This window comes from Corynebacterium sp. AOP36-E1-14, assembly GCF_052377495.1.
Classification (GTDB): Bacteria; Actinomycetota; Actinomycetes; order Mycobacteriales; family Mycobacteriaceae; genus Corynebacterium.
Genome location: NZ_JBQSWV010000002.1, coordinates 38,188 through 56,177, shown reverse-complemented (window position 1 = coordinate 56,177; position 17,990 = coordinate 38,188). Strand labels below are relative to the sequence as shown.

The window sequence follows — 17,990 nt, the reverse complement described above, 5'->3', positions numbered from 1 at the left end:
AGTGAACTCCCCCGTTGACACCACCGCAGACACCACCGCACACACACCCCTCGCCCCGCCCGTGCCCGCCCCGGCGCACCCGTCCGGTCTCGTGCCGGCCCCGCCGCAGGCGCGTACCGCCGCCCGCGTCACCCGGCGGCTGCTGGTGCGCGCGGCACGCACCGCGGGCATCACCGTCGCGCACGCCGGCGACCCCGCCCAGGCGTTGCAGGACGCCGACCTGCGTGTCCTGCGTCCCGGGGCGTTCTACGCCCGGTTGGGCGCCCGGGGGCTCACCGGGTTCGGCGAGTCCTACACCGCAGGCGACTGGGAGGCCGACGACCTCGCCGGCACACTCACCGCCCTGTGCCGCAGGTTCACCACCCTGGTACCCGGCTGGATGCAACGGTTCCGGGCGGTCTACCTGCGGCGACGACCACGTTCCCAGCGGAACACTGTGGACGGGGCGCGGGCGAACATAAGCCACCACTACGACCTGTCCAACGACTTCTTCGCCGCCTTCCTCGACCCCGGCATGAGCTACTCCTCGGCCCTGTTCGACCCGCCGGGGCTGGACCTGCGTGCGGCGCAGGACGCCAAGATGGACCGGGCCCTGGACCGTGCCGGGGTCGGCGCGGGCACCCGCCTGCTGGAGATCGGCACCGGCTGGGGTGAGCTGGCGATCCGCGCCGCCGGGCGTGGGGCGCGGGTGCACACGGTCACGCTCTCCGCCGAGCAGGCCGCCCTGGCCCGGGAGCGCGCGGCGAGCGCCGGGGTGGGCGACCTGGTGGACGTGGAGATCCGCGACTACCGGGAGGTCACCGGCACCTTCGACGCGGTCGTCTCCGTGGAGATGGTCGAGGCCGTCGGCCACGAGTACTGGGACGACTACATGGCGGGCATCCGGGACCGCCTCACACCCGGGGGCACCGCGGTCGTCCAGGCGATCACCATGGACCACGACCGTATGCTGGCCTCGCGGGACAACGCCACGTGGATCACCACCTACATCTTCCCCGGCGGGTGCATCCCGTCGGTGCCTGCGCTGGACGCCGCGGCGCGGCGGGCGGGCCTGCGTCCCGGGGCCCGTCGCTTCTTCGGCGCGGACTACGCCAGGACGCTGGCCCTGTGGGACGAGGCGTGCGAGCGGCAGGCCGGACGCATCGGAGAGCTCGGGTTCGACGCGCCGTTCCGTCGGCTGTGGCACTTCTACCTGGCGTACTGCCGGGCGGGGTTCGCCGCCGGCTACATCGACGTCGGCCAACTGGAGTTCCACCGGCCGGTGGACTCCACCACGGGACGGGAGGATCGGTCATGACCGGGGTGCGGAACGAGGATGAGGGCGTCGCGGGACGTCTGGTGTCGGTGGTCACGCAGCTCACCGGGGTGGCCCCGGAGGAACTGCCGGTGCGGTTGCGCGCCTGGGACGGCAGCGTGGCCGGGCCGGACGCCGCGGCGGGTGTGCCGACGCTGGTGGTCAACGACCCGCAGGCGCTGACCCGGCTGCTGTGGTCGCCGGGTGAGCTGGGCCTGGCGCAGGCCTACGTCACCGGTGAGATCGACGCTGAAGCCGCCGGGACAGGGGCCGGCGACCCGCTGGCCGAGGGGTTCGCCCGCCTCGCCGCGCTGGCCCGGCGTCCGGACGTCCGCCTGCGGATGCCGGCGTCCTCCCCGGGTTCTGCCGGGCTCGCAGGTCTTGCCGGGGTCGCTGACGTGCTGCGCACGGTGCGCGAACTGGGTGTGGTGCGGCGACGTCCGGCACCGCCGGCGTCCCAGGCACACCTGCGGGGCCGGGTGCACACCCGTGCACGGGACCGTTCGGTCATCGCCCACCACTACGACCTGTCCAATGAGTTCTACGCGCAGATCCTCGACGAGACGATGTCGTACTCCTGCGCCTACTTCGGTGCAGACGCCGGTGCGGTACCGGCACGCACACTGGCGGACGCCCAGCGCGCGAAGCTGGACCTGCTGTGCACCGCCCTGCAGCTCAGCGAGGGCCAGCACCTGCTGGACGTGGGCTGCGGTTGGGGGTCGACCGCGGTGCACGCCGCGGAGAACTACCGCGTGCGCGTCACCGCGGTGACGATCTCGTCCGAGCAGCGCGACTGGGTCGAGCGGCTCGTGCGTGAGCGCGGGCTGGACGACCGGGTCACCGTGATGCTGCAGGACTACCGGGACGTGCGTGGTGTCTACGACGCGGTCTCGTCGGTGGAGATGGGGGAGCACGTGGGCCAGCGCAACTACCCGACGTTCATCCGCACGCTGCGCGACCGGGTGCGTCCCGGCGGGCGGGTGCTGCTCCAGCAGATGTCGCGCCGGGGCCGTCACCCCGGCGGCGGGCCGTTCATCGAGGCGTTCATCGCCCCGGACATGCACATGCGCCCCCTGGGGGAGACCGTGGCGATGTTGGAGGACGGTGGTCTGGAGGTGCGCGCCGTGCGGGGGATGCGCGAGGACTACGCCCGGACCGTGGACCACTGGATCGACCGTTTCCTCGGCAACCGGGACCGCATCGTGGATCTCGTCGGCGAGGAGGTCTTCCGCGTCTGGCACCTCTACCTCGTCGGCGGGGGCATGGCGTTCCGGCAGGGGCGCATGGGAGTCGACCAGATCCTGGCCACCCGTCCCGGGGCGGACGCGGCCGACGGCACGACCGAGGGCACAGGGGGCGGCGATGTTCGCTGACTGGTTGGGCGTCGCGCTGGCCTGCGCCGCGACGACCGTGGTGGTGATGGCGGTCGTGGCGGTGGTGGTGCGCCGCAGCGGCCGGGTCGCGGTGATGGACGTGCTGTGGGGTCCGCTGATCCTGCTGAACTCGGTGACGGCGGTGCTCGTCGGGCCGTCCGGCGCGCCGGCGTGGCTGATGCTCGCGGTGGTGGCGGTCTGGGCCGCGCGGCTCTCCCGTCACCTGCTCACCCGCGTCGGTCACGACGTCGAGGACCCCCGGTACGAGGAGCTGATGGAGAAACCGGCGTCCTCCCTGCTGACCTCGGTGCTGCTGCCGCAGGGTGCGGTGGCGTGGCTGGTGTCCGTGCCGCTGCAGGTTGCGGCGGCGGCAGGAGCCACAGGTGATTCAGGTGCGCGGTGGGCGTTGGTCGTCGTCGGCGTGGCGGTGGCGCTGGCGGGGCTGGTGGTGGAGACCGTCGCCGACCGGCAGCTCGACGCCTTCCGGGCACAGGGGGTGTCCGGACGGGTGATGGACCGTGGTCTGTGGTCGTGGAGCCGCCACCCGAACTACTTCGGGGAGGCGGTGGTGTGGTGGGGGATCTGGATCGCCGCCGCCGGGGCCGTGCCGTCGGCCCCGGCAGCGCTCCTGGCGCTGGTCTCGCCGGTGGCGATGACCGTGACGCTGGTGTGGGGTACCGGCGCCCGCCTGCTGGAGAAGCGGATGCAGGGTCGCGCCGGGTGGGAGGACTACCGGCGACGGACCTCGGCGTTCATTCCGCTGCCCCCGCGGCGTTCTACGCCCCCGGAGACCCGGAATCCCCAGGGGCCTCAGGACCGACGGAGTCGGTGAGCGCGTCGAGGAACCTGATGATGGCCTGCCGGTCGCCGGACGGTACCGCGTGGGCTGCCTGCATCATCTTCTCGTGCATCGGGGAGAGCCAGTCGTCCACCTCCTCGTGGGCGTGGTCGGTGGCGACGATCACGACGGAGCGCCGGTCGTGGGGGTGTGGGGCGCGGCGCACGTGACCGGACTCGGTGAGCCGGTTGAGCAGCTTCGCCGTGGCGGCGGTGGAGATGTGCAGCGCGTCGGCCAGGCCGCGGGCCGTCACGGGCGTGCCGGCACGTTCGCAGGCGATGACGTGCCGGACGGCCTCGGTGTCGGTGGCGTTGATGCCCATGTCCACCCCGAGATGACGCCGCATCTCCTGGTCGGCGCGGCGGAAGCGGCGGACGGCGTGCAGCAGAGCCACTGCGGGGTCCGTCGCGTCGTACCAGTAGTCCGTTGACATGTACTCAGCATAACCGGTCGGCACAACTAACTCATATAGCTAGAGCGGCGAGGTAAGTGGGCGTCGCGGGATATTGGCCGAAGGGCGATCTCGGTCGCGGGCACCGGGCGTCACTGTCGTGTCACCGGCACGACACCCCGGGGCGTATCTCATGTCAGTGCAGGTCCGACGCGGGAATATTGCCGCTGAGTCATCATTGGAATGTGGCGTGCGGAAGCCGGCGACAGACGCGGTTATTCGCCGAAATGGCCGACGCGGGAGATGCTGCCTCCGTCTGTCGCGGGCCCGTTATTCTTAGCCCGGGATATTAACTTTAGTTGTACGAATAGTCGGATTATGTCTCGAGGTTCGGAATGTCGAGATGTCCCCAAATCCGGCCGATCGTGGAGACCGACAGCCCGGTACGGCGGGAGAGCTCCCGCCGGGTCCAGCCCGCCGTTCCCGTCCGGCCGTGGTGGCGCCCGGGGTGGTGTGCCTTGAGTACCGCGCGGATCTCCTCGATGGTCATCGACGGGGGACGCCCCGGACGGGGTTCGTCGGCCAGTCCGTCGAGCCGGCGCTCGACGAACCTGCTGCGCCACTTGCCCACTTGCCCACGGTCGGTCGGGAGACGCCGAGATGCTCTGCGACACGGGTGTTCGGCGCCCCTGTCGCGCACGCGAGGATGATCCGGGAGCGCAGGGCGAGCTGCCCACCGTCCCCGTTCGGCGACGGTGTGTCCGGCGTGCCTTTCGCCCACTCGGTCAACGTCGCCCGTTCCTCGGGGGACAGCGTCAGCGCCGTCTTCGGGCGCCCTGGCGGGCGGGAGTTCCGGAGGCCGTGATCGTCGGTCATGTCGCTAGCCTAGCGAGATAGGTACTTTCCGTGCCACTTTTTGAGTTTTCCGGAACGGAACGAGGGAATGGAGGTAATGATCCTCGCCAGGTGAACGATAAAGGTCGGTCCACCTCCAATCGAGGGTGGACGTCCCCCTTATCCGACCGGTCGCCCCTAGCCCCGTACAGGGGATGGCGCCGGTATCGGTGTCCGGCCTTGCGTGGCCACCCTCGAATGGAAAGTCAACGAGAGAAAAAGAATGCTTTGCGCAAGAAATAGTGTGACGTTTGGGGGCACCGTCACGGGGGCGTTCGGAACCGCCACCGGACCGCCACCGAGCCTCCGGGGAAAAGGGGGGTCGATGGTAGACTGACCGGAATGGGACGACGAACAGTGATCACCTACGTAGACGACATCGACCGTGAGGAACTGGCCCCCGACGAGGTCCGCAGCGTGAAGTTCGGCTTCCGTGGCGACGACTACGTCATGGACCTCTCCGAGCTCAACGCCGAGATCTTCGCCGAGGAGCTCGAGCCCTACCTCAAGGTGGCGCGCAAGGTCCGTGCCTCCACCGGGCCGCGCCAGGCGAAGGGCACCCTGTCGGCCAACGCGGCGCGCGTGCAGCGCTCCAAGCGCAACCAGCGCATCCGCGACTGGGCCAACGACAACGGTTTCGTGGTGTCCTCCCGGGGAAAGCTCTCCGACGAGGTCATCAACGCCTACGAGGTCGCGAACCCGCAGGACATCTGACACAGGACATCTGACCTGCTAATACCCCTTGTCGCCGGGGGTGCACGGGCGTAGCTTCTTGCTATGCGTAGAGCGCAGGGCCATCCACCGGTCCGCCGGGACGCCTTCACCGCACAGGTGCCGCGTCCCCTCCGAACCGCCGGCCACGACACCGGTCACAGTACGGGGCACGACGCCCGCCACCCGTGGTGGAAGGTCATGTGCCTGTCCGGCGTCGACTACTTCTCCACCCTCGGTTACCAGCCGGGCATCGCCGTCGCCGCGGCCGGTGCCCTGGCCCCCGTGGCCACCCTGGTCCTGGTGGCGGTGACGCTGCTGGGGGCGGTTCCGGTCTACCGGCGTATCGCCGCCGAGTCGCCGGACGGTCTGGGCTCGGTCGGCATGCTCGCCGCCATGGTCCGCGGCTGGCGCGGGAAACTCCTGGTCCTCGTGCTGCTCGGCTTCGCCGCCTGCGACTTCATGATCACGGTCACGCTGTCCGCCTCGGACGCGGCGGCCCACCTGCTCAGCTCCTCGACCAGCCCCTTCCTCCTGCCCGTCACCCTCGTACTCGTCGGCCTGCTCGCCGCGGTGTTCCTCAAGGGTTTCACCGAGGCCGTGCGGGTCTCCGTGGTGCTGGTGGGTGTCTACCTGGCACTGACCACCGCGGTGGTCGTCGCCGGACTGTGGCGCATCCTCACCGAACCGGGCCACGTGGCCGACTGGACGGCCGCACTGTCCAGCCAGCATTCGAGCGTGTGGGCCATGGCCGCCGTGGCGGTGCTGGTCTTCCCGAAGCTGGCGCTCGGACTGTCGGGGTTCGAGACCGGGGTGTCGGTGATGCCGCTGATCCGCCCGGGCCCCGGAACGGATCCTGGAACCGAGATCACCGCTACCGCGGCACGTGACTCCCGCATCCGCGGGGGACGCCGCCTCGTGCTGGTCAGCGCGCTGGTGATGAGCGCCTTCCTCGTGGCGTCCTCCCTGTGTGTGACGATGCTGGTTCCCGCCGGGCAGCTGGCGTCCGGCGGTGAGGCCAACGGCCGCGCCCTGGCGTGGCTGGCGCACGAGCAGTTCGGGCCCGTCGTCGGCAACCTCTACGACGCCTCCACCATCGCGGTGCTGTGGTTCGCCGGTGCCTCGGCGATGGCCGGGATGCTCGCGCTGATCCCGCGCTACCTGCCCGCCTACGGCATGGCGCCGTCGTGGGCGCGACGCTCGCGTCCGATGGTGGTGGTGCTGACCGGCGTGGCGGTGCTGCTCGTGCTTCTCTTCCGCGCCGACGTGGACGCCCAGTCCGGCGCCTACGCCACCGGTGTGCTGGTCCTGCTGTTCTCCGGGGCGTCGGCGGTGACGCTGCACACGAGACACCGTGGCACACGTCGGGCGACCATCCTGTTCGCCCTGGTCACGCTGGTGCTGGGCTACACCCTGGTGGCGAACGTGATTGAACGTCCCGAAGGGCTGCGGGTGGCGGCGTGGTTCATCGTGGGCATCATCGTGGTCTCGGCGGTGTCACGCACACGCCGCTCGCTGGAGCTGCGCGGCACCGAGATCCGGTACGACGCCGCGGCGCAGCACATCCTGCAGGCCGCTGCCGCCGGCACCGGGGAGCTGCACCTCGTCGCCACCTGCGCGCAGGACGTGGCGGGGGACGTGGCGGCGCGGGAGCGCGGCGTGCGCCGCGCCAACCACCTGCCGGCCGACCGGGCCTTGGTGCTCCTCGAGGTCAGCGTGACCGACGCCAGCGACTTCACCTCCGTGCTCGAGGTCACCGGCCGGGCCGTCGACGGGGTGCCGGTACTGAACGTCACGGCCACGACGATGCCCAACGCCGTCGCCGCGGTCGCCCTGGACGCCCGGGAGCACGTCGGTGTGGTGCCCGACCTCTACTTCGAGTGGGGGACGGGGACGCCGGTGCACGAGATGCTGCGCTTCCTCACCGTCGGCCGTGGCCACAACGCCGCGGTCACACGCGAGGTGCTGCGCCGGGTGGAACCCGACGAGGCCCGCCGCCCGCGCGTGCACGTGGGCTGACGGCTCAGCCGTTCCCGTCTGTGCCGCCGAGCGCGAGCACGACCACCGGGTCGCTCGTCGGAGCCGGTGAACCACCGGCCGGTTCCTCGGTGACGGCCATCGCGGCGGCCCCGGTCCCGTCCGCCCCGCCGTCGCCGCCGACGCTGATGACCCCGTCGGAACCGTCGAACAGGCCCGCCGAGGTCGGCTCGCCGGCGTCGTCGAGGGCCCACAACTGGTAGACGCGGTCGTCGGCGACCCCGGGCAGGTCGCGGGCGATGACGGTCATCTCCCCACCGGCGGCGACGACCGCCACGGACCCCTCTTCACCGTCACCGACACGTTCCGAGGTCACCGACGCGCCAGGGGAGGTGAGCATCCGGGTGATCTCCCGGGTGGTGTCCTCGGCCTGCACCGAGGTGTTGTGCTGGGAGATCGCCACCGTCAGCGACGGCACGGCGACGGCGAGGGAGACCGCGGCGACCGCCGTCATCACCCAGGCCGTCCTGCGGGAGCGGCGGTAACCGTCCAACCGGGTGACCGGTGTGACCGGGGCCGCCGGCGCATCAGGACCACCGGCACCGTCCGCGGCGAGGCGGCGCATGACCGCCTCCTTCACCTCCGGCGGCGGGGCGGTCTCGTGCACCGCCGCCAGCTGCGCGGCGACCTCCCGGTAGCGGCGCAGCGCGGCCGCGGCGTCCGGGTCGGACGCCGCCAGCGCCTCGGCCTCCCGCACGTCCTGCGCGGAGTCCAGGGCGTCGAGCGCCAGCCCGACGAGAAGTTCATCGGTTCGGTCACGGTCAACATCACGGTCCGGTCCGGTCATCTCAACTCATCTCCAAACAGGTGCGCATGCGCGACAGGGCCGAGCGGATACGGCTCTTCACCGTGGCCAACGGCGCGGTGAGGTGGCTCGCCACCTCGGAGTAGGTCCGCCCACCGAAGTAGGCGGCGACCAGGGACTCGTTCTCCAGGTCCGTGAGCTCGCCCAGGCAGTGACGCACCCGGTCGGACTCCTCGCGCCGGAGCAGGTCGGTGTCCACCCCGCCCGAGCCGCCGGCGGCGTCCGGCACGTCGACGTCCCGGAACTCGTGGTGGGTACGGTGCTCGCGGACCCGGCGGGAGGACTCCGAACGCACCCCGTCGACGGCACGACGGTGCGCGATCATCGCCGCCCAGGCGTACACGGTGCCACGGGCGGGGTCGTAGGACGACGACCTCGTCCACAACTCCAGCATCACCTCCTGGGTCGTCTCGGCGGCGATGCCCTCGTTGCGCAGGACGCGACGGCAGATGCCGTGGACCACGGGGGACACCTCGTCGTAGAGCAGACCGAAGGACCCCCGGTCGCCGGCGGCGGCACGCTCGACCAGTGCGGTCAGCTGCGTCTGGTCCCGTCGCCCGGGGTCGGGGGTCTGCTGGGTCATGAGGTCGATCATAGGGATGGTTCAGTCGACGAGAGCGTCCTTGAGCGACTGGATCGTCCCGGCCACGGTGGAGATGTGTCCGGCCAGGCCCTCGGCCAGCTCATCGGCGTCGAGCTCGCCGTCGGTGATCCCGGCGAAGAACTCGCCGGCCTGCGGACGGTAGCCGTCGAGGTTCTCCAGCGCCTCGTCCGCTGCGGCGGTGTCGTCGGTGGCCAGGGCGTTGGCGTAGTCCACGAAGTAGCCGATGTGCTCGCGCCACAGCGCCAGGAACTCCTCGCCCTTCTCCTCCCCGGCGACGGAGCCGACCGCCTCCGACAGGGCCATGGAGTTGTGGTCCAGGGTGTCGGCGGCCGCGGCGAACGCCTCGGAGTCGGTGCCGCCCTCCGTGGTGTAGGCGGTGAACACGGCTACCCCGGCGAGGTACACGTGCTCCTGCAGCCCGGTGGCCAGGGTGACGCGCAGGGTCGCGGCATCGTCGGTGGCATCTCCCTCGATGTCGTTGCCCTCGGCGAGTCCCGAGGCGAGCGTGGCGATGAAGTCGCCACCGTGGGACGCCGCGGCGTGCAGGTCCCCGTAGGCGGCGGTGTCGCCGGCGGCGAGGGCGTCGATGGCCTGTGAGAGACTGTCGACGTGGTGCTGCAGGCCCTCGGTGGCCTCACCGGCGTCGATGACCCCCTGCGACAGTCCGGAGAACGCCTCGCCGGCATCCACCGTGTACTGCGTCAGGTCGTCCTGGGCGGCGGCCTTCGCCGCCTCGTCGCCCTCCTTGGCGGCGGTGGCGTAGTCCACGAAGTAGCCGATGTGGTCACGCCAGAGCTCCAGCACGGCGTCGCGCTTGTCCGGGTCGATCGTGGCGACCATGTCGGCCAACGCCACGGCGTTGGCGTCCAGGGCGTCGGACGCGGCGGCGAAGGCGTCGGAGTCCGCTCCCTCGGTGTAGGCGGTGGCCACGGCCATGCCCGCGAGGTAGACGTGTTCCTGCAGGTTGGACGCCAGGTCGGCGTGCAGGGTGGCGGCGTCGGAGTCCGGGTCACCGTCGATGCCGGCGGAGGCGACGATGCCGTCGGCGAGGGTCTGGCCGGTCATCGGCATGTGGGACGCCGCGGTCATCGCGTCGGCGAAGGGGTCGCCGGTGCTCACCGGGGTGATGTCCCCGCCGGAGCCGTGGCCGGAATGCTCGTCCATGGTGGAGTCGGTCATGTCATCCATGTCGGAGGTGCTGGAGGTGCTGGAACTTCCTGAGGTCATTGAGCCGGTCGACCCGTCGGAGCCGTCCGAGTCGTCCGAACAGGCGGCGAGGGCCAGGATCAGGGCGGCGGCGGAGCCGACGGCGACCGTCTTGGCGGTGTACTTGGTGGACTTGGTGGACATGGTGGGCACTCCTCGGTGTGTGGGCCTGACATGAGGCCCGGGGATGGTGTCACCCCTGAGTTCGGAGCCGCACGCGCCGCGGATTGGTCGGGTGGGGAAAAAGTTTCGGGAAAGTTCCCCGGCCGCCGTCAACCGGGGTGTTGCGCGACCCGTCCACCGGGTATTCCTTAGAATGATGGGCGACGACACAGTTTTTGCAGTCTTCGCCCTTCATCTTTTTCTTCGTCACCACAGGAGCCCACCATGGTCGCAGCACCGCTGGACACGTTGACCGTCATGCAGGACCTCGACCAGCTCCGGGACCTGGCCGACGAGAACTGGGACGCGCTGTCCTCCGCCGGCCAGGCGGAGGCCTTCCTGGCCCAGACCGCGGAACTGGACACGGTGTCGCTGCGCATCGGTGAGCTCTCCGTCGACGACCCGCGGCTGCGCAGCGTGCGCGACCTGGCCTTCGCCCGCTGCGTCGCCGCGCAGGCGTGCCAGCTCGGCGACGAGCTCGAGGCCGCGGCGTCCCTGCTCGCCGCCCTGTCACTGTCAGCGGGCGACCCGGTGATGCTCGCCACCGCCCGGCTGCACCTCGCCGAGTCCGCCCTGCTCCAGGGCAGGAGGGAGGACGCGGAGAACCTGGCGCTCAGCGTGCGCATGGCCGAGGGCGAGATCGACGCCACACCGGTGGCCGGAGGCCTGCTGGAACGCATCCGCCGGCCCGAACCTGAGCCGGAGCCGGAGCCGGAGCCCGAGGTCGTGCTGCCGCAGACCGTCACGGCGTCGGTGACCTGGGACGACCGCGTCCGCGAGCTCGCCGCCGAGCCGTTCACCGAGGACAACGACGCCCGGTGGGACGAACTGCTCGGTGAATGCCGGTACAGCCTGGAGACCGCCGACAGCACCGGCGACCTGTCCGCCCTGCGGCACCGGCTGGGGGAGCTGATGGACGTCATCGCCGGGTCACCGTCGCTGGAGTCCCCGCACCTGCGGCCCGAGGTGATCACCCGCGCCGTGGGCGTGCACCGCCTGCAGCAGGCGGTCATGGAGGCCCTCGGAGACTCCATCCGTGCACGCCAGGACCGCAACAGGTTCTTCGAGACCGTGCTGTCGCGGGTGAACCGCGAGCTCCCGTCCTCGGTGCCGCTGGACGACAGGATCCTCGTCACCCACCTGCACCTCAACCTGTCCGCCGAGGTCACCGGGCACGACCCGGAGGCACGCAGCGGGTACGCCTCGCAGCTCGCGGAGCTCTACCAGCGCAAGAACGACCACAACGGCGAGATCATGGCCTTCCTGGAGAAGGGCGCGTGCCTGGAGAAGCTGGGTCGGCTGGCCGACATGTACGACGTCTACGAGCAGTCGCTGAACCTGTCGCGACGCTACGGGCTGACCAGCGGGGTCATCTGGTCCACGATCCGCCTGTCCTACGCGCACTTCCTGGCCAAGGATCCCCGCACCGCCACCCAGCTGCTGCTGGACATGGACGAGCGGCTCACCGAGGACGAGGTCAGCGGGGTCGACGAGCGCGAGGCCTACGCCGAGGCGAAGGTCGCGCTGGCCAACCTCTTCGCCCACGCCGGTGCGCAGGACGGCTCCCAGCGTTTCTACGGTGAGGCCGCCGACATCTTCGACTCGATCGGCAACGACGGCCGCGCGTGGGAGTGCCGGCAGAAGTCCCTGCAGTGACCGGCTAGCCGGTGAACACGCCGTGCGGGGCGAGCACGGAGAGCACCGGGTCCAGCACCCGGTAGGGGGCGATGCCGCGGCGGTTCAGCTTCTCGCCGTTCGGTGACTCGCCGAGCGCGGAGACCGCGCAGTACTGCCACAGGTCCGGGCGCACGTGTCCGGCGGCCTGCGGGGCGGCGTCGTACGTCCAGCCGTAGTCCTGTCCGATGAGGTTGACCAGCTTGTCCGCCGACATGTAGCGCAGCAGGCTCTCGATCTCCAGGTGGAGCAGCCGTTGGTCGTTGACGTCGTGGTCCCAGCCGGTGTCGCGGCGGAAGGCCGCACCGTGGTTGCCCATGATGCGCGCCCATTCATTGTCGCCGGTGCGGGCGAGCTGCTGGAGCGTGTCGAACTTCGAGATCGTGACCGCCAGTTTCGGGCGGCTGCCGTCCAGCAGGCGGATGAGGTTGCGCAGCACGTCCTCCGGGTCGCCGCCGGTGAGGTTCTGCGGCGGGATGATGCCCTGCAGGTAGGTGCGGATCGCCGGGACGCGCAGCGGGTCGAACAGGAAGATGATCAGGTCGGCGTGGCGGAAGAACGACAGTTCCGACGGGTCGGACGGCAGGTTCTCCAGGTCCTCGCCGGCGACGTCGCGGAAGACCAGGTAGTGGGGACGCAGCGTGCCCTGGGCATCCGTCCACCGGCCGAGGGAGAAGATCAGTGGGTCGCGCTGGTACGCGTCCGAGCTGGAGGCCGGCGGGGTGGCCGGCATGTGCTTCATCTCCCGGTAGAGCGGGGTCTCGTAGTGGGTGCGGAAGCGTTCCTGGGTGGAGTCGTCCGCCGCCTCGACCACGCGGTTGTGGTGGCTGGCGATCTCCTCGAGCTGTTTGATCAGCACCGCGGTGTACAGGCTCTTGCCGGACGCCCGGGCGCCGGCCATCGCCACGCAGTGCACGTGCGCGTGGTCCCAGTCGGACGGCAGGTCCTGGTGTCCGGAGACGGAGGCGCCCGGGTGGAGGGGCTCGAAGGTGTACGGGTCGCGGGAGAGCGATCCGGCCTGGTTGGGGGCCTGGTGGGCGGATGTCACGCGGAGACCTCCTTCACGGAGTCGAGGATGGAGGCGACGACGGCGGCGCCGTGGTTGAAGGCCCCCGGGTCGCCGGCGAGCAGGCCGGCGGCGAGGCGGGCGTCGACCGGCAGCACGCCGGTGGCGGCGGTGAGGTCGGGGGAGGAGGAGAACAGCGACGCCTCCTCCACGGACCCGTCGCCGAGGACGAGGACCAGGGAGGTGGAGCGGCCTGCACCGTCTGCGACCATGCCGGTCACCGGTGTGGAGGTGAGGTGGACGGTCAGGGTTCCGGGGGCGGTCCCGGCCGGACCTGCCGCCGTTCCTGCCGCCGGGGTCCCGGGCAGGACGGACGCGCCGACGCGGGTGACGTCCGCCGCCGCGGCCTGCAGGACGAGGTCGTCGAGCTCGGGGACGGAGACCTCGCCGCGGCGTCCGGCGCCGGTGAACAGTTCCACGGTGTCGAGGGAGAAGGTGGTGGCCAGGCCACGCACCGCGGTGACCGCGGCGGTGAGGGTGTCCGGCTCGGTGGCGGCCGACAGGGTCGCCCCGGTGTCGGCGAAGACCCGCAACGCGGAGACGCCGGAGACGCCGGCCGTGGAGGTCAGGTGGGTGCGCACGGCGGAGGACACCGCCATCACCGCCCGCGGCAGGTCGGTGGACACGGAGGAGCCGTAGGCCGTGAGGTTGTAGGAGGAGCCGGTGTGGTCGATGCGGCCGAGCTTCTTCTCCGGGACCCCGCCGACGCGCACCACGGGGAACTCCACGGTGGTGCGGTCGGTGCCGGTGACGGTGAGACGCACCGCCTGGTCGATGCCGAAGTCGCCGCCGGAGGTGGGGGCGATGGTGATCGTCGCCGAGGCGGGCACGGCGGTGACGATGGCCAGGGTGTTGTTCGGGGTGGTTGCCCGGACGTCCTCGCCGGTGACGCTGATGCGCAGGTCGGACGTGCTTCCCCCCACGGGGAAGACCTGGACCTTCAGCAGGCCACCGTCGTCGACGGCGTGGGACTCGCCGTCGTTGAGTGAAATGGTGTGCATGGATGGTGTCCTTATCGTCGGGGGGTGCGGTTGAGCGGGAGGTGGTCGGGCTGGGCCTTCGCCAGTGAACGTTGCCGACCGAGGTACACGGCCTCGGCGAGCTCGCGGAGGCGGGGATTGACCAGTGAGCTCAGGTTCGGGTGTCCGGTGTCGTAGAAACCGTGTTCGGAACCGTGGTGGACGGTGTAGTCGACGGTGTCGTCCACCAGCCGGTCCCGGTCGGTGTCGTCGACGGCGCAGAGCGCGTCCTGGTTGCGGTCTCTCCCGGCTTGCCGCAGCGCAGGGAAGTACCCGTAGGACGCCAGCGCCAGCATGCGCACCCGCGTGGTCCAGCCGAGTTCCGTGGCCGGGTCGAGCAACAGGTACTGGGGGACGGGCTGGGTGAACCCGTGGCGTGCCTCGGTCTGGGTGAACACGTTGTTCCACTCCGAGAGCGGTGCACCCAGGATGAAGTCGGTGTCGATGTCGGAGGTGAAGACGATGGCCGGCAACGTGCCCTCGGGTGTGGACCGTGCCGGTGCTGGTGCCGGTGCCGCCGGGGCAGGCCGGGGCTGTGTCGGCAGTGTCGGCTGTGCGGGTTCGGCCGTGGCACCGGTGTCGAAGGGGTTCGCGGTGTGCGACGTGGCCTCCGGTTCCCCCGGTGTCTGTGGCGCGGTCACCGGTGCCCAGGTCGTCCCGCCCCAGCCGGACATGACGGACGTGGCCGCCAGGCTGGACGTGCTGGGCGCTGCGGGCGCCGGGGCGTCCGGCACGACGGGGAGCACCGCTGCGGTGTCCACGACGAGGACGCCCGGGGCGTCCTGCATCTTCTCGGCCTCGGCGGACGGCACCACGGCGAAGGACACTCCGGCGGCGAGGGTCTCGGTGACCGTGGCGGCCTTCTCGTAGGTCGACCAGGTGAAGGAACGGTCCGCCGGCAGCGTCGGCGGGAGCTGGTCGGCCAGGGCGGTGATCCACAGGGGCCCTTCCGCGACGTCGGTGAGCAGCACCACCGGTGTGCCGTCGGTGACCCGGGCGGCGAGGAAGTCCAGGATCTCGCGGCGCGGAACCGGACCCGCATGTGGCCGGACCCGGCCCAGCTCCTGGGGCCAGGACAACTCGTCGGCGGTGCCGGTCCCGTCGAGGAAGCCCTCGATGACCTTGTCGGTCAGCACGGTGGTCTCGGTCATGTCGGTATTGCCGGGGGCCTCGGCGGCGTCGACCTTGCGCTTGCCGTAGGGCGCGGGGACGGACGCGGAGAACATCAGCTTCACCGCGTCGCGCCGCGGCAGGTGGCCGGGGTCGCTGACGAAGACGTAGGTGAAGACGTTGCCGGGGCGTCCCGTCGCGTCCTGACCGGCGGGCACGGAGGCGAGGAACACGCCGGTGTCCGCGGACTCCACCGGCTCCCACGGGGCGGGCAGCCAGGCGAACCGGCGGATCCGCCGGGCCAGCTCCTCGCGGTCGGGGAAGGTCGGCAGCGCGACCGGGTCGGACAGGTGGGTGGGGATCAGCGGGACGACCTCGTCGACCTGGAAGGCGGCGAGCTCCCCGGTGCGGTGGCCGACGCCCCATCCGCCGGAACGCTGGTCGGACGGTGAGAACGAGGCGTAGGTGAAGGAACCGGACATGTCAGGGGTGCACCTTCCGACGCGACGGGTAGGCGAGCTTCGTGGTGACGACGGACTCCACCACGATGGCGGGGATGGTCGCGGCGTTCCACGACGTCGGGGTGGTGCCGGTGGAGGCGCCGGTGCCGGCGGCGTCGGGGTTGCCGAGGCTGCCGCCGAACGCGCCGGCGCTGAAACCGGCGCGCGGGGTCGGGCTGGCGGCCGGTGCCGGGGTGGCAGAGGAGGCAGGGGTGGTCGGGGTCTCCGGTTCGTCGACGAAGAGGCGCAGGTAGCCGCCGTCGATGGTGGTGTGGTCGATCCACCAGGTCGCGTCCTGCGACGATGCCGAGGTCACTCCCCACCCAGGGGTGGACTGCGACCCCTGTTCCGGGCCGGACAGCGATCCCGACGGCAGGGCGGACTGGTAGAGGTCCGTCGTCGGCTGCGGCTGCCCGGCGGGCCCGGCCGACGCACCGTCCTTCGCGCACGTCACCGCGGAGCCGTCGCCGATGTGCAGCGGGAGCCGGGACGGGTTGTGCACCAGGCGGAAGTGCGGGGCGTTCGCGTCCGGGTTGCCGACCGACCAGATCTGCAGCTGCGGGAAGCCGTCCGGCGAATCGGTCAGGTCGTAGGAGTACGCGCGCAGCCCCGGGTAGGTGATCTCCGTGGGGGAGTCGGCGTACTTGTCCTTGCCCGCCCAGATCGCCGCGGGGGTCAGCGTGACCTTGTCGCCGGTGTTCAGCAGGTTCAGGCGCACCCCGCCCTGGCGGCGGTAGGCGTCCTCGTCGAGACGCATCCGGTCCTGGGTGGTGCGCACGTTGATGTGCGTGGCGCCGGCCGGCCAGTCGAACGTGATGAGCTGGCCGGACACCCGCTCCACCAGCTGCGGGTCGGTGATGTTCTCCACGCGCTGCAGCACCCGGCTGTCACCGACCCACGCCCGCTGCTCCACGATGTTCACCGGGGTGATGTACACCTGGTGCCAGTCGGCCGGCCACACCAGCGTGCGGGTCACGTGCTCGCCGGGCACGGAGTTGTCGTCGGTGGTCCACTTGGTGGAGCCCAGGGCATCGTCGTCGTCGAGGTAGCCGCGGTCGACCTGGCCCAGGGGGAGCTCCGGGTCCGGGGCGGTGTCGGTGAGGAAGACCCGGACCTGACCGGTCGGCGGGGCCTCCCACTCCAGGATGATCTGGTCCTCGTTGTTGTGGTCGGGCAGGTAGCCGGCGGTGATCAGGGAGACCTTCTGGATCTCCGCACTGACCAGGATCTTCTGTTCCGGGATCGCCGGGCCGGTGTGGGTGCGCCCGCGGAAGGAGACGACCGGGGCCAGGGTGAAGTCGTAGTTCAGCCCGCGGGTGCTGACGCGGTAGCTGAAACCGGACTGTTCCACACCACTGACCAGCATGTTGCCCGGGTCGGTGAGACGTCCGGCGTAGCCCTGCCTGGCGTGGTAGACGCGCACCTCGTCGTGTCCGGGCATGGCGTCCCAGGAGCCGTTGACGGTGCCGTTGGACTCGACGAGCTTCACGTCGCGCGGCGGGTAGATCGCCACGTCCTCACCGATGAACAGGGCAGGGGCGTTGAGCAGCCCGGCGGGGCCGCCGTCCCAGGTGTAGGCCCAGACCATGTAGTGGCGCAGGCCGGTGGAGTTCGGGCGCTCGTCGCGGAAGGCGGTTCCGTGGGTGATGACCAGTTCGGTGCCGGCGCCCGGGGCGCACTCGGCCTCGTGGTCGGCGGCGATGACGCGGTAGAGGGTGGTCTCCTTCGGACGGTTCGGCAGCTTCGGCCAGGTGATCAGCACGGACTCTTTGCCGGTGACGTCCGGGTCCTGCGAGGCCTGCGGGTCCTGTGGGGCGGGGTCCTCCACCGAGTAGTTGACCTTGATCGGGCCGGGGGAGGTGTAGCCCTCCGGCGCGCTGTAGGCGAACGCCTCGTCGGAGCGCTGGAAGATCTGGGTGAAGATCGGGTCTCTCTCGAAGTCGGACTCGTCCACGGTGTTCGTGGCGGCGTCGCCGTCGAGGAGCAGCTTCATCTGGTCGGCGAGGGACATGGGCGCCTTCGGTTCCTTCTTCTGGTTCTTCGAGGACGGGGCGGGGGACGTCGCAGGCTCGGGTTCGGGGGTGGGCTCAGGTGCGGGCACTGGGGCCGGTTCGGGGGCTCGCTCTGGGGCTGGATCTGGGGTGCGGCCCTCGAAAAGACCGCGGACGTCGGACGCCAGGGCGTCCTTCGCCTGGTCGTCCAATCCTGATGGCAGCAGGTCGCGGACCGCGTCCTGTGTGGGGTCGGCGAGGGTGGCGATCCGCCGGCAGACGTCGAGGGGCAGGTCGTGGATGTGGGAGGTCATG

16 protein-coding genes are annotated in these 17,990 nt (G+C 71.0%); 6 read left to right on the top strand and 10 right to left on the bottom strand.

The features are described from left to right. Position 1: 1 nt before the first annotated feature. The 3 genes from ACT3TD_RS01440 to ACT3TD_RS01430 are packed head-to-tail and all read left to right on the top strand — an operon-like array spanning position 2 to position 3,499. Complete coding sequence (locus ACT3TD_RS01440) at positions 2–1,297, top strand: class I SAM-dependent methyltransferase (protein WP_441578793.1); 1,296 nt, start codon at positions 2–4, stop codon at positions 1,295–1,297. After that, positions 1,294–2,667 carry an SAM-dependent methyltransferase gene (locus ACT3TD_RS01435; RefSeq protein WP_301443489.1) on the top strand — a complete coding sequence of 458 codons (1,374 nt, stop codon included), beginning with the start codon at positions 1,294–1,296 and terminating at the stop codon, positions 2,665–2,667. Before ACT3TD_RS01440 ends, ACT3TD_RS01435 begins: the two co-directional genes overlap by 4 nt. Beyond that, on the top strand, positions 2,657–3,499 hold the full coding sequence (locus ACT3TD_RS01430) for a DUF1295 domain-containing protein (protein WP_301443488.1): 843 nt from the start codon (positions 2,657–2,659) through the stop codon (positions 3,497–3,499). Before ACT3TD_RS01435 ends, ACT3TD_RS01430 begins: the two co-directional genes overlap by 11 nt. Here ACT3TD_RS01430 and ACT3TD_RS01425 read toward each other — a convergent pair. The 3 genes from ACT3TD_RS01425 to ACT3TD_RS01415 all read right to left on the bottom strand — a co-directional run bounded on the left by ACT3TD_RS01425 (position 3,444) and on the right by ACT3TD_RS01415 (position 4,772). Further along, on the bottom strand, positions 3,444–3,938 hold the full coding sequence (locus ACT3TD_RS01425) for a MarR family winged helix-turn-helix transcriptional regulator (protein WP_301443487.1): 495 nt from the start codon (positions 3,936–3,938) through the stop codon (positions 3,444–3,446). The two genes, ACT3TD_RS01430 and ACT3TD_RS01425, sit on opposite strands and share 56 nt — an antisense overlap. Positions 3,939–4,272: 334 nt before the next feature. After that, a complete protein-coding gene (locus ACT3TD_RS01420; RefSeq protein WP_301443486.1) occupies positions 4,273–4,527 on the bottom strand; it encodes a helix-turn-helix domain-containing protein in 255 nt (84 codons plus the stop codon). Continuing rightward, entirely contained in the window at positions 4,443–4,772 is a 330-nt protein-coding gene (locus ACT3TD_RS01415) for a helix-turn-helix domain-containing protein (RefSeq protein WP_301443485.1), read from the bottom strand. The genes ACT3TD_RS01420 and ACT3TD_RS01415 overlap by 85 nt, the downstream gene beginning before the upstream one ends. 360 nt (positions 4,773–5,132) lie before the next feature. Between ACT3TD_RS01415 and ACT3TD_RS01410 the strand changes: the two genes are divergently transcribed. Both ACT3TD_RS01410 and ACT3TD_RS01405 read left to right on the top strand, forming a co-directional pair. Beyond that, the gene (locus ACT3TD_RS01410) at positions 5,133–5,504 is read left to right on the top strand and encodes a histone-like nucleoid-structuring protein Lsr2 (RefSeq protein WP_301443484.1); all 372 of its coding nucleotides are present in this window, start codon (positions 5,133–5,135) and stop codon (positions 5,502–5,504) included. Between the two features lie 63 nt (positions 5,505–5,567). Further along, positions 5,568–7,520: an amino acid transporter gene (locus ACT3TD_RS01405; RefSeq protein WP_444637938.1), complete on the top strand. Its 1,953-nt coding sequence runs from the start codon at positions 5,568–5,570 to the stop codon at positions 7,518–7,520. Positions 7,521–7,524: 4 nt separating this feature from the next. Here ACT3TD_RS01405 and ACT3TD_RS01400 read toward each other — a convergent pair whose 3' ends face one another. From ACT3TD_RS01400 to ACT3TD_RS01390, 3 genes are read right to left on the bottom strand one after another with little or no spacing between them, the layout of a single operon-like run. Further along, positions 7,525–8,325 (bottom strand): anti-sigma factor, encoded by an 801-nt coding sequence (locus tag ACT3TD_RS01400; RefSeq protein WP_301442986.1) that lies wholly within the window; start codon positions 8,323–8,325, stop codon positions 7,525–7,527. Between the two features lies 1 nt (position 8,326). Then, positions 8,327–8,926, bottom strand: coding sequence for a sigma-70 family RNA polymerase sigma factor (locus ACT3TD_RS01395; protein WP_301442985.1), 600 nt, complete (start codon positions 8,924–8,926; stop codon positions 8,327–8,329). Between the two features lie 21 nt (positions 8,927–8,947). Beyond that, a complete protein-coding gene (locus ACT3TD_RS01390; protein ID WP_301442984.1) occupies positions 8,948–10,297 on the bottom strand; it encodes a hypothetical protein in 1,350 nt (449 codons plus the stop codon). A 243-nt stretch (positions 10,298–10,540) separates the two neighbouring features. On the opposite strand from ACT3TD_RS01390, the gene ACT3TD_RS01385 reads away from it, so the two are divergent. Beyond that, positions 10,541–11,971, top strand: coding sequence for a hypothetical protein (locus tag ACT3TD_RS01385; protein WP_444637937.1), 1,431 nt, complete (start codon positions 10,541–10,543; stop codon positions 11,969–11,971). Positions 11,972–11,975: 4 nt separating this feature from the next. Here ACT3TD_RS01385 and ACT3TD_RS01380 read toward each other — a convergent pair whose 3' ends face one another. The 4 genes from ACT3TD_RS01380 to ACT3TD_RS01365 are packed head-to-tail and all read right to left on the bottom strand — an operon-like array spanning position 11,976 to position 17,989. Beyond that, a complete protein-coding gene (locus tag ACT3TD_RS01380; RefSeq protein ID WP_301442982.1) occupies positions 11,976–13,037 on the bottom strand; it encodes a TRAFAC clade GTPase domain-containing protein in 1,062 nt (353 codons plus the stop codon). Further along, on the bottom strand, positions 13,034–14,056 hold the full coding sequence (locus tag ACT3TD_RS01375; RefSeq protein ID WP_301442981.1) for a hypothetical protein: 1,023 nt from the start codon (positions 14,054–14,056) through the stop codon (positions 13,034–13,036). Before ACT3TD_RS01375 ends, ACT3TD_RS01380 begins: the two co-directional genes overlap by 4 nt. An 11-nt stretch (positions 14,057–14,067) precedes the next feature. After that, positions 14,068–15,666, bottom strand: coding sequence for a GAP1-N2 domain-containing protein (locus ACT3TD_RS01370; protein WP_301442980.1), 1,599 nt, complete (start codon positions 15,664–15,666; stop codon positions 14,068–14,070). A gap of 1 nt (position 15,667) precedes the next feature. Then, complete coding sequence (locus tag ACT3TD_RS01365; protein WP_441578791.1) at positions 15,668–17,989, bottom strand: cell surface glycoprotein; 2,322 nt, start codon at positions 17,987–17,989, stop codon at positions 15,668–15,670. Between the last annotated feature and the right edge of the window lies 1 nt (position 17,990).

Excerpts from the sequence above, each read along its gene's own strand:
- ACT3TD_RS01435 (WP_301443489.1), top strand. The coding sequence starts at position 1,294 with ATGACCGGGGTGCGGAACGAGGATGAGGGCGTCGCGGGACGTCTGGTG.
- ACT3TD_RS01430 (WP_301443488.1), top strand. The coding sequence starts at position 2,657 with ATGTTCGCTGACTGGTTGGGCGTCGCGCTGGCCTGCGCCGCGACGACC.
- ACT3TD_RS01425 (WP_301443487.1), bottom strand. The coding sequence starts at position 3,938 with ATGTCAACGGACTACTGGTACGACGCGACGGACCCCGCAGTGGCTCTG.
- ACT3TD_RS01415 (WP_301443485.1), bottom strand. The coding sequence starts at position 4,772 with ATGACCGACGATCACGGCCTCCGGAACTCCCGCCCGCCAGGGCGCCCG.
- ACT3TD_RS01410 (WP_301443484.1), top strand. The coding sequence starts at position 5,133 with ATGGGACGACGAACAGTGATCACCTACGTAGACGACATCGACCGTGAG.
- ACT3TD_RS01405 (WP_444637938.1), top strand. The coding sequence starts at position 5,568 with ATGCGTAGAGCGCAGGGCCATCCACCGGTCCGCCGGGACGCCTTCACC.
- ACT3TD_RS01400 (WP_301442986.1), bottom strand. The coding sequence starts at position 8,325 with ATGACCGGACCGGACCGTGATGTTGACCGTGACCGAACCGATGAACTT.
- ACT3TD_RS01395 (WP_301442985.1), bottom strand. The coding sequence starts at position 8,926 with ATGACCCAGCAGACCCCCGACCCCGGGCGACGGGACCAGACGCAGCTG.
- ACT3TD_RS01390 (WP_301442984.1), bottom strand. The coding sequence starts at position 10,297 with ATGTCCACCAAGTCCACCAAGTACACCGCCAAGACGGTCGCCGTCGGC.
- ACT3TD_RS01385 (WP_444637937.1), top strand. The coding sequence starts at position 10,541 with ATGGTCGCAGCACCGCTGGACACGTTGACCGTCATGCAGGACCTCGAC.
- ACT3TD_RS01375 (WP_301442981.1), bottom strand. The coding sequence starts at position 14,056 with ATGCACACCATTTCACTCAACGACGGCGAGTCCCACGCCGTCGACGAC.
- ACT3TD_RS01370 (WP_301442980.1), bottom strand. The coding sequence starts at position 15,666 with ATGTCCGGTTCCTTCACCTACGCCTCGTTCTCACCGTCCGACCAGCGT.
- ACT3TD_RS01365 (WP_441578791.1), bottom strand. The coding sequence starts at position 17,989 with ATGACCTCCCACATCCACGACCTGCCCCTCGACGTCTGCCGGCGGATC.